The 10,449-nt window shown below is 66.5% G+C and carries 7 protein-coding genes; 6 read left to right on the top strand and 1 reads right to left on the bottom strand.

Annotated features, from left to right (window positions below; translation table 11 throughout):
• From ACYQ2W_RS23980 to ACYQ2W_RS23955, 6 genes are all read left to right on the top strand, one after another.
• Positions 1-2,769: SUMF1/EgtB/PvdO family nonheme iron enzyme (locus ACYQ2W_RS23980; protein WP_459873122.1), on the top strand; the 2,769-nt coding region annotated here is incomplete at its 5' end.
• A gap of 452 nt (positions 2,770-3,221) precedes the next feature.
• A complete protein-coding gene (locus ACYQ2W_RS23975; RefSeq protein WP_459873120.1) occupies positions 3,222-3,566 on the top strand; it encodes a hypothetical protein in 345 nt (114 codons plus the stop codon).
• Positions 3,559-6,108: an NACHT domain-containing protein gene (locus ACYQ2W_RS23970; RefSeq protein ID WP_459873118.1), complete on the top strand. Its 2,550-nt coding sequence runs from the start codon at positions 3,559-3,561 to the stop codon at positions 6,106-6,108. The genes ACYQ2W_RS23975 and ACYQ2W_RS23970 overlap by 8 nt, the downstream gene beginning before the upstream one ends.
• An 816-nt stretch (positions 6,109-6,924) precedes the next feature.
• The gene (locus tag ACYQ2W_RS23965; RefSeq protein WP_459873116.1) at positions 6,925-7,161 is read left to right on the top strand and encodes a hypothetical protein; all 237 of its coding nucleotides are present in this window, start codon (positions 6,925-6,927) and stop codon (positions 7,159-7,161) included.
• Positions 7,151-7,528, top strand: coding sequence for a type II toxin-antitoxin system VapC family toxin (locus tag ACYQ2W_RS23960; protein WP_459873114.1), 378 nt, complete (start codon positions 7,151-7,153; stop codon positions 7,526-7,528). The genes ACYQ2W_RS23965 and ACYQ2W_RS23960 overlap by 11 nt, the downstream gene beginning before the upstream one ends.
• A gap of 414 nt (positions 7,529-7,942) precedes the next feature.
• Complete coding sequence (locus ACYQ2W_RS23955; RefSeq protein WP_459873112.1) at positions 7,943-8,878, top strand: cyclic nucleotide-binding domain-containing protein; 936 nt, start codon at positions 7,943-7,945, stop codon at positions 8,876-8,878.
• A 244-nt stretch (positions 8,879-9,122) separates the two neighbouring features.
• On the opposite strand, the gene ACYQ2W_RS23950 is transcribed toward ACYQ2W_RS23955, so the two are convergent.
• Entirely contained in the window at positions 9,123-10,139 is a 1,017-nt protein-coding gene (locus ACYQ2W_RS23950; protein ID WP_459873124.1) for a PDC sensor domain-containing protein, read from the bottom strand.
• Positions 10,140-10,449: the final 310 nt, after the last annotated feature.

The raw sequence follows: 10,449 nt of genomic DNA, 5'->3' as shown, positions 1-10,449 counted from the left end.
ATCGGCGAATTGCTGAAGCAGATTGCCAACCTGGAGGCAGTACGGAGCGACTTCGGCGATAAAGTGGTGAACGATAAACTGGCGCCACTCCAGAAGGAGTTGCAACGGTGCCGGATGGAGATCGGAGAACTTCACGTCGATGGCGACTTCGTCGCCGGCGACAAACGGGTGGAGGTGACGGTCAACGGCGTTTACGAGGGGCGCGGCCCGGTCCCCGTGGAGCGGATCCCCGAAGTCTACGCCGCGATCATCGCCGCCCGCTGCGGCCGGCTCCCGTTGGGCGGGGTGGACCTGGAGGCGAGTGATCCCACCAGCGAGCGGGCAGCGCTGACCCTGGAGGGGGTCTATATCGGGCTCGATACCACTCGCCGGGTGGCGTTGACCAAAGAGGAAGTGGAGCGGCGCAAGGAGGGTGATAGAGTCGTTCTCGAAAAGGATCGCGTGGTGAGCGCGTTGGAGGCGGTCGCCGACAACCGTGTATTGGTCCTGCTAGGTGACCCCGGCTCGGGCAAGTCCACCTTCCTCAACCGTCTTGCCCTTGCCCTGGTCCACCAGGACGCCCCCGAGGGGTGGCCGGCGGCCCTCGACGGCCTCGCCCCCCTGCCGCTGGTGCTGCGCGATTTCGCCCTCTGGCTCGACGACCGGAAAGGGCACCCGGAGGCCAGCCCCAACCTCCTCTGGCGCTTCGTCGAGCACGACCTCGCCGCCCGCAACGCCCCCTTCGTCGCCGACTGGCTGCTCGGCCTGCTGGAGGAGGGGCGGGTGCTGCTGCTGGTGGACGGACTCGACGAGGTACCGGGGGCGCAGGCCGCCCTGGTCAAGGCGACCCTGCTCGCCTTCGAGGAGCGCTACGCCCGCAACCGCTTCCTGGTGAGCTGCCGGGTGCTTGCCTTCCAGCAGCCCCAATGGGCGCTGCCAAAAAACCGCTTTCCCGATTTCGAACTGGCCCCCTTCGACGATGCGAAGATCCGCCAATTCATCACCCACTGGTACGCCGAGGTGGCCCGCCGCTGGGGGATCGCCGCGGCGCAGGCCGAACGGCTTGCCGACAAGCTGCTCCACCACGCCCTCCAGCGCCCGGAGCTGGCGGGGCTCGCCGCCAACCCCCTACTGCTCACGGTGATGGCGGTGGTCCACACCCACCGCAATGAACTCCCCGAGGAGCGGGCGCCTCTCTACGAGGAAGCGGTGGAGGTGCTGCTCCACCACTGGGAGCGGACCAAGGCACAGCGCCACGGCGGCGAGTCGCGGCTGTTGGCCCAGTTGGCCGAGGGCGGGGTGAGCCGCAACGACCTGCGCGACCTGCTGGAGGAACTCGCCTGGACGGCCCACGAGCGGGGCGGCGGCGACGAGGGGGTGACCGGCATCCCCGAGGCCGAGCTGCGCGACGGCCTCGCCCGGCTCCACCGCGGCCACGACGCCCGGCTGTGGGCCGCCGCGGTAGTGGAGACCCTGCGGCTGCGCGCCGGGCTGCTGCTGGAGCGGGAGGGGGGCGTCTTCACCTTCCCCCACCGCAGCTTCCAGGAGTACCTGGCCGGCCTGCGGCTGGTGCGCCGCGGGGAGTTCGCCCGCGAGGCTCGGGCGCTGGCCCGCCAGGGGGCCTTCTGGCGGGAGGTGATCCTGTGGGCGGTGGGGGCGCTGGCCCACGGCCAGCGCCAGCCGGAGCCGGCCCTGCTGCTGGCCGACGGACTCTGCCCGGCGGATGCCGCCGATGAGGACGCCGCCTGGCGCGACGCCTGGCTTGCCGGCGAGGTGCTGCTGGAGGTGGGGCGGGGCCGGGTGGCGCGGGACTATCCGGCGCGGCTGAAACAGGTCACCCACCGTTTGGTCGCACTGGTGGAACAGGGCCGACTCTCCCCCCGCGAGCGAGCCGATGCCGCCGACGTGCTGGGGCAACTGGGTGATCCCCGGCTAGGGGTGACCACGCTGGAGGTAGCGGGTGTGACCCTCCCTGACATCGCCTGGGTGACGATCCCCGCAGGTCCCTTCGTCATGGGGAGTCGGGACGACGACCCGGAGGCCAATGACGACGAAAAGGGCAACCCGCCGGCCCTGTTGATGCCTTACCCCTACCGTATCTCCCGCTATCCAGTTACCGTGGCCCAATACGCTCCTTTCGTCGACGACAATGGGTATGAGAAGCCCCGTTGGTGGGCATGGAGTGAGTTGGCGGAGGGGTGGCGGCGTAATAACCGCCGGAAGGCCCCAAACGGTTGGGGGCAGCAGACTGTCCACCCCAATCGACCTGTGGTTGATGTCACGTGGTTCGAGGCGAACGCCTTTGCTCACTGGTTGACCGAGCGGTTGCATACCACCGGCCTTTTGTTCGACGGGGAGGTGGTTCGCCTTCCCAGCGAGGCGGAGTGGGAATGCGCCGCCCGTGGTAGTAGGGCGCGCCGCTACCCTTGGGGCGGAGAAGCTTGGGACCCGCTACGGGCCAATATCGATCAATCCGAACTGGATCGCCCGACCGCGGTGGGGACCTTTCCATTGGGAGGTACGCCTGATGAAGAGGCGGGGGCGCTCCACGATCTCGCGGGTAATGTCTGGGAGTGGTGTCGAACACGCTACCAGCCCTACCCCTACACACCCAGCAAGGGCGGATGCAACAACCCGGTAGGACGCGAGGACCTCGTATTGCGTGGTGGTTCCTGGATTGACGATGAGAAATATGTGCGTTGCTCGTCACGTATCGGGTTTCAACCTGATGTTGAGTTCATCGATTTCGGTTTTCGAATGGTTGTCTCCCCGACGGATTCAGTCTACTGAGCCGCTGAGTCCTGACTGCTGACTACTGAATTCAACGCGGGTGGGAGCCCCCCATGGCAAGGCGATACGACAACCTCTGGCCGGAGACCACCGACTTCGGCAACCTCTGGGAGGCCTACCGCAAAACGGCGCGGGTGAGCCTCCCTTGTAGGAGCGGCCCCTAGGCCGCGATGGCGCCGCTACGGTCCACTCCCGCCAGCGTCTTCGAGCCCCGACGCCGAATCCCCGGCCCGCGCCGGACCCACGGGGTGGAGGCTCTGTTGGAGCAGCGGGGGTGGCGGAAAGGGCGCCCGGCTTACGCATCCTGCTCACGCCAAGTACCTACATCCCTGTAGGCAATCGCGGCCTAGGGGCCGCTCCTACAGGGGGGGCGGGAGTGAGGGGGGAGCGGCACGTTGGGCTTCGCTATCGCTCTACCCCCTGCGGTATCCGTGAGAGAAGGAGAGGAAGAGATGACCAGATGGATCGGCTTGGTGGTGGTGATCGGGATCGGCGCGCTGGCGTGGACGGTCGATGCCTGGGCGCCGGGGTTGCTGGCCTTTCTCGATGCGGAGGGGAGCCGGATCAAGTCGCTGCAATCGCTGCTGCAACTCGCCTTGTGGGTGGCGGAGGCGCTCGTGTTGTTGCTTCTCTATTTTCGTTCTACCCGAAAGCAAGAAGAGGGATCGGGCCCCGTCGATACTGGCGGTGGCGCCTATTTCAACGGGCCGGTGAAGGTGAAGGGCGATTTCGTCAACGGCGACAAGATCGTCACGGGCGGGACGGTCGAGGGAAAAGGGAAGGCAGAGGATGAGTGATCGCGGCGCGAGACTGACCGGCTACACCGGCATCAAGGGGGATTTCGTCAACGGCGACGCCTACACCATCGAACAGCTGGTGATCCATATCCACCCCGACGGCGGCACGCCGAAGCTGGACGAGGAGGCGCTGCAGGCGCTGCGCCGCGACTACCTCGACTACCTGGCGAGCGGCTTCCGCCACCTCGACTTCAAGGGGATCAATATCCCGGAGATGGTGGCCAACGCCAGCGGGCTGGAGCTGGAGGCGGTCTACGTGCCGGTGCGGGCGCGGCGCGAGCTGCCGGAGGGGGAGACCTGGCAGCGCATCGCCGGGCGGGACTGGCTGGGCGACGAGGCGGCGGAGGCGTTGCGGGAGGCGCGGGCGGAGGCGGAGGAGGGCACCGTGGAGGCGGCGCTGGAACGCCACGCCGCCCTGGTGGTGCTGGGCGATCCGGGCAGCGGCAAGTCGACGCTGATGAAGCGCCTCGCCCTGGGGCTGGCGGAGCGGGCCGAGGGGCCGCTGCCGATCCTGATCCCCCTCAACGCCTACGGCAAGGCGCTGGAGCGGGACTCCCTCAGCCTCAATGCCTTCCTCGCCGCCTACTACCGGGAGCGCCAGGGGCGGCTGGCGCGGCTCGACGAGCTGTTCCACGCCGCGCTGGCGCAGGGGCGGGCGGTGGTGCTGCTCGACGGCCTCGACGAGGTGGGGGAGAACCGCGGCGAGCTGGTGGCGCGGGTGGAGGCGTTCCTGCGCGCCCATCTCCCGGAGCGCGAGGGGAAGGGGACGGGCGGCAACCGGCTGGTGGTGACCAGCCGCTTCGTCGGCTACCGCGAACACCCGTTGAACAGCGCCCGCTGGGCCACCTATGCGCTGGTCGACTGGGACCGGGAGCGGATCGCCGCCTTCGTCGAGCGCTTCACCCTCGCCGCCGAACGGGCCTGGGGCAAGGACAAGGAGGCGGCGGCCATCGCCGCCGACGCCGAGCGGGAGCGGAGCGAGCTGCTGGCGGCGGTGACCGCCCACGACGGCATCGCCCGGCTGGCGGGCAACCCGCTGCTGCTCACCATCCTCGCCCTGATCAAGCGCCAGGGGGTGACCCTGCCCCACCGCCGGGTGGAGCTCTACCGCCTCTACCTGGAGACCCTGCTCAACACCTGGCACCGGGCGCGCGGCGTCGACGGCGCCCCGGTGGGGCCGGAGATCGACCCGATCCCCACCCAGCGGCTGCTGGCCAAGCTGGCGCTCCACCTGCGCGACCACAATCCCCGCTCCGGGCTGATCGGCGAGGAGGCGCTGCACGACTTTCTTGAGGCGTACTTCAAGGAAGAGGAGGGGCTCAACGGGCGGGAGGCGCGGGAGGAGGTGCGCGGCTTCCTCGCCTCGGTGCGCCGTTACTCCAACCTGCTGCTGGAGCGCGGGCGGGGGCAGTACGGCTTCATCCACCTCACCTTCGAAGAGTATCTGGCCGGGTTCGGCCTCAGCCTGCTGAAGGACAAACCGCTGCTGGAGCGGATCATGGCGGCCCTTGACGACCCACGCTGGCACGAGAGCCTGCAACTGGCGCTGGGGGTGATTGCGGTGGTGAAGATGGATCAGGAGCGGGTGGCCGAGCTGCTCACCACCCTGGCCGAGGGGCAGGCGGAGGGGGCTGCGCGGGGGCTCGACGTGCTGCTTGCCGGGCGGGTGCTGGCCGACCTGGGTGCGGGGGCGGTGGGGCGCCGGGCGGCGGCGCGGGTCGGGGAGGCGCTGGAGCGGTGCATGCAGACGCGGGAGCTGCCGAACAAACCGCGGCGCGAGGCGGGGCTGCTGCTGGGCGAGATCGGCCGGCTGCCCGAGGACCTGGACCGGTTCCTGCCGGTGCCCGCCGGTCCCTTCCCCTACGGGGATAAAAAAGAGGAGCGATGCATCGAGACCCCCTACTGGATCGCCAAGTATCCGGTGACCAATGCCCAGTATCGCCGCTTCATGGAGGCTGGCGGTTATGAGGAGCGCCGTTGGTGGAGCAAGGAGGGGTGGCGCTGGCGGGAAAAGGAGGGGCTTACCGCGCCTCGTTTCTGGTGGGAGTCCGAATTGGCCAACCCCGCCTCGCCGGTGGTGGGGGTGAGCCGTTTTGAGGCCCAGGCCTACGCCCGCTGGCTGGAGGGGGAGGTAGGCGCGGCGCCCGAACGCTTCGCCTTGCCGGAGGCGGCGTGGCGGGTGCGGCTGCCCAGCGAGGAGGAGTGGGAGCGGGCGGCCCGTGGCGACGACGGCCGGGAGTACCCGTGGGGGGATGGGTTCGAGGGGTGGCGGGCCAATACGCGGGAGGGGGAGGCGGGGGGAACCAGCGCGGTTCACGCCTTCCCCGGCGGCGAGAGTCCGGTGGGGGCGCGGGAGATGGCCGGCAACGTCTGGGAGTGGACCGCCTCGGATGAAGAGGGGCGAGGCGTGTTGCGCGGTGGTTCCTGGCTCTACTTTGAGTGGTATGCGCGTTGCGCGCCCCGCAACAGGCTTCGTCCCGGCGTCAGGGACGACTACGTGGGTTTTCGAGTGGTTGTCTCCCCGGCGGATTCGGTCTGCTGAGCCGCTGAGTCCTGACTGCTGATTGCCGAGTTCAATGCGGGTGGGAGGGGCCACGCGGCAAGGCGTTACGATCCTCTCTGGCCGGAGATCACCGGTTTCGGCAACCCGCTGGAGGTGTAGCGCAAGGTGGTGGAGGGAGCGCAGGCGGGCCTCTCCTGTGGGAGCGGCCCCTAGGAGCCTGTCGGGCTATGGATGAATCGGCCGCGAAAGCGGGATGACGGCACCGCTTTTCCGAAAATCCTCGTCAAATAGCTCACTATTCTCCTCGAATTTTCGAAAAATCGGCACCGCCCTCCCGCTCCCGCGACTCGATCCCCCATAGCCCGATAGGCTCCTAGGCCGCGATTGCCTACAGGGATGTAGGTACTTGGCGTGAGCAGGATGCGTAAGCCGGGCGCCCTTCCCGTTGCCCCCGCCGCTCTCTTTGAACCGCTGTCTTGTCGGTCCGCTGCGGCGGTGGGGCTTTTTGCGCCGCGGCTCGGAGATACTGGCGGGAGTGGGGCGTGGCGGCGCCATCGCGGCCTGGGGGCCGCTCCTACAGGTGGGGTTTGGAGCGATCGGTACCCACGGTGATCTGTCTTCTCGTTCCCACGCTCCGCGTGGGAACGTCTTTCTTTGACGCTCCGCGTCATGTCGGACGAAGGCACGGCGCGTCAATTTCGCGCAACCGTCGGGACGCGGAGCGTCCAAGGCCGTGGGTTACGACGCGGAGCGTCGTAACCAGGGGGCGGGGTGGGGGATGGTTCAGTGGATGGACAGAGTTGAAAATGTCTACAATCAGAAGACAATTTTACCATCCATCCCAGGGGGCGAACGATGAAGGCGAGCGTAGTCGATCTGCGATACAGGACCGCCGAGATCCTCAAGGCGCTGGAACGCAACGAGCCGGTCACCGTGCTCTACCACGGGCGGGTGAAGGGGGTGATCCATCCGGCCGGGGAGCGGTGCGCGGGGAAGGTGAAGGAGCACCCGTTCTTCGGCATGTATGCCGAAGCCGAAGAGACGGTGCTGGAGGAGTTGGAGCGGCTGCGGGGGCCGCGTCATGCTCTTTGATACCGATATCCTGATCTGGGTCCAACGGGGCAACGACAAGGCGGCGCGGCTGATCGAGCGGGCCGATGCCCGTTACCTCTCGATCCAGAGCTACATGGAGCTGCTGCAAGGGGCGCGCAACAAGGCCCAGCACAAGCTCATCAAGGCGTTCATCGCCGATTTCGCTTTCACCATCCTCCCGCTCGGCGAGAACATCGGTCATCGTGCCCTGATCTACGTGGAGGAGTACGCACTCTCCTCGGGGATGCGGGCGGGTGATGCGCTGATCGCCGCGACCGCGGTGGAGCACAACCTGACGTTGGTCTCCAGCAACGCCAAGCATTTCAGGGTGGTGAAGGAGTTGGGGCTCAAGGTCTTTCGGCCTTAGGGCTCGCGAAAGAACAACTTCCCGTTTTGGGGCGTCGAGACGCCCCTCCGGCAAGGCAGATTCGTTCGGCGCGGCGCCCGCGGGACGCCCTATAGGCGAGCGGGGGCGCTCGCTTCCGCTCTCTCCGTGCCCTTTGTGTCTCTTTTCTCTGTGCACTCTGTGTTAGAGAAAACGTCAATCAGAGTGACGATTCGTGCGGTTGGCATGGCTTATCCGGCCGCAATCGACAATCATCGCGTGCATCGAATGGCGCATCCTCGATCAATCCACCCGCCCATCGTAGCATCGCCTACCTCCCGTGCTTGTGAGAAGAGGGGGGATCAGCAAAAATGAATCGGACATCTGTCCATGTGATCCTCGCGACGTTTGCGCATCTCCTTAACCCTGCCCCACTGAAAAGCGAAGAGCACCGTCATGGCCACCACGACACCCCCCCTATTCGGTCGTTTCCTCATCGAGCATGGATTCGTCACCCAGGAACAGATGCTCGCTGCATTGGCTTGCCAGGAGTCCAACACACCGAGGGCCGAGGCCATCGCGGATCGCATGGGCATCCTCTCCACCGAGAAGACCTACCGAATCCGCACCATTCAGCGCACCAGCGGCCTGGGCTTTCTGGAATCGGCCTCGTTGGCGGGGATCTTGTCGGCCGAGCAGCTGCAAACCATTCGCTATGAGATCTTTGTCAAAAGACCGCGCCTCGGGACGATGCTGGTGCAACTCGGCTACCTCAGCGAAACGGATCTCGATAAGGCGGCCGGCCTGTTCCAAACCAACCGGGCCGGCATCGCCCAAATTCGATCCAACCTCCAGAAAATAGGTGTGTTCCGGGACGTCGACGCCGACGCGCTGAACGCCCTCGTCCAGTTCACCGAATGCGTCGAAGTTCCGGCCGAATCGAAGATCGTCGAGGAGGGTTCTTCAGCGCGGGACATCTGGGGCGTCATCCAGGGTTATCTTCGCGTGATGCACCGCAAGACTCCGCGAACACAAGACAACCGTGAGGAAGGGGAGGTCTTCGATATCACCGGCGACTCGGTCTACGTCTCGGAACTCGGCACGGGCGACCTTTTCGGCGAGGTCGCCCTCTTCGAGGGAGGGTGGCGTTCCGCTACGGTGATTGCCGAATGCGAAGCGACGCTGCTGCGCATCGAAGCCGATGGCTTGCGCGACTGGGTGCGCATTCACCCCGTTTCAGCCCAGCCGCTCCTGCTGAACATCATCCAGACATTGACCACGCGCCAGCGTCAACTCGTACTCGGGCTCGTCGAGGCGCGTGAACCGCCGAAGCCGCAACAGGACGTCGACTCGATTCTCGAAGACTCTTCGGTCAACAACATCCCGGGGTAGCCGATCGGACGTAGTGGCGAGTTGAACGCCCACTCCAATCCGTCTCGGGGCCAGCCCACCCGAGAGGATATCCCGGGGGAGTGTTCTGCGCCGGGACGCTCGGCTACTTCGCCGCGGGAATGGGGAATTGCGGTTTGTATCCGAGCGGAAGGCGGTTTCGTTCGGCACGGCGCCCGCGGGACGCCCTATAGGCGAGCGGGGACGCTCGCTTTCATTCACTCCGTGCCCGCTGTGCCTCTACGGGCTATCGCGCTTCGGCGGTGGTGATGACCACCCACCAACCGGTGTCGGCGAGGCGCATGGCCGACGCGCTGTGCTCGCCGTCGCGCACCTGGAGGACGTCGCCGTTCGCCATCCCCGCTTGGCCGATCAACCGTTCGCTCAGGCGGTTGAGCCAGGGGGCACGGGTGGAAACCTGCCCTGTCCCGTCTTCGACCCGGGTGCGATAGTGCAGTACCGCACGGCCGGCTTGCTGGTTGACCCGCTCCAGTTCCTCGCGCAGGGCCGGATCGCTGACGCCGATGAGCAGCCCGTCGGCGTCGGTGAGGTAGGCGATGCCGCCGGAGCCGGCGGCCAAGCGCTGAAGGACACGGCCGGAGAGCTGGTCGAGGGTGATGTCGTGGGAGGCGACCCCGATCGGCTGCTCGCCATTGAAGGCGGGAGAGGAGACGGTGACCATCATGCCGGCTCCCGCGAGATCGAGGTAGGGCGCGGTCCAGCCCGCCTTGCGCCCGCTGAAATCGGCGGCGGTGTAGAAGATCTGATCGGTCGGTGGGTAATTGTTGACCGCCTCCTCCAAGGTGAGGAACGGGTAGATCATCATCGCGCCGTCGGCGCTGGTGAGGTAGGCCCAGGAGTAGTCGAAGGTGTGGTAGGCCGCACGTACGACCGGGGTCAGCGTCTTGAAATTCTGTAGCTGAAGCCGCTGGGCGGTGGTGGGTTCGCCTTCACCGTAGGCGAAATAGGCGGCCTGCGGCGCCTGGAATGCCGGCTCGGGCACGTCGCCCCAGGTGTTCAACTGGAAGGTGTGGCGTAGCTGGCGCCCCGCGGCGGGAGCGGGTGGCTCATCGCTCGTGCTCGACCGATAGAGCCGTTCGTATTCGTGGGCCACCGCCTCGGTACTGGCGCGGATGTCGCTGAACACCTGCTCGATGTCGTCCGCGGCCAGCCGCACCAGGGCCGGCCCGTATTCCGTCGGTTGCGTCTGCGCGTTGGCGAAGGCGCCCACATTGATCAGCAGGATCGCCATCAACCATTTCATCGTTCTCAACGTCTTCATCCTCTTTTGGAACTCTTCGGTATAACCATCCAAGGAAACACGGATTCAATTGGCTTCTCACCAAGAGCGCTGGAGTACACGCCTTGGCGTGTACGAATTTCCCGCCATGTTCCTGAGGAGTGCCGCATTTTTTCGTGCGTACAGCCCCAAGGCTGTACTCCATCGGGTCGCTCGCTATTTAATCAGCGCTTTCCCAAGGGGCCTCCCCCAGCGGAGCGGGTGGATCAGGGGGCCGGATTGAAATAGCGCAAATGGAGCGCCTGGACATCCGCCTCCAGCTCCGGCGTCCACG

The organism is Endothiovibrio diazotrophicus, assembly GCF_054657215.1.
The sequence above is the reverse complement of the archived record's forward strand: the minus strand, read 5'-3'. Positions and strand labels throughout refer to the sequence as shown.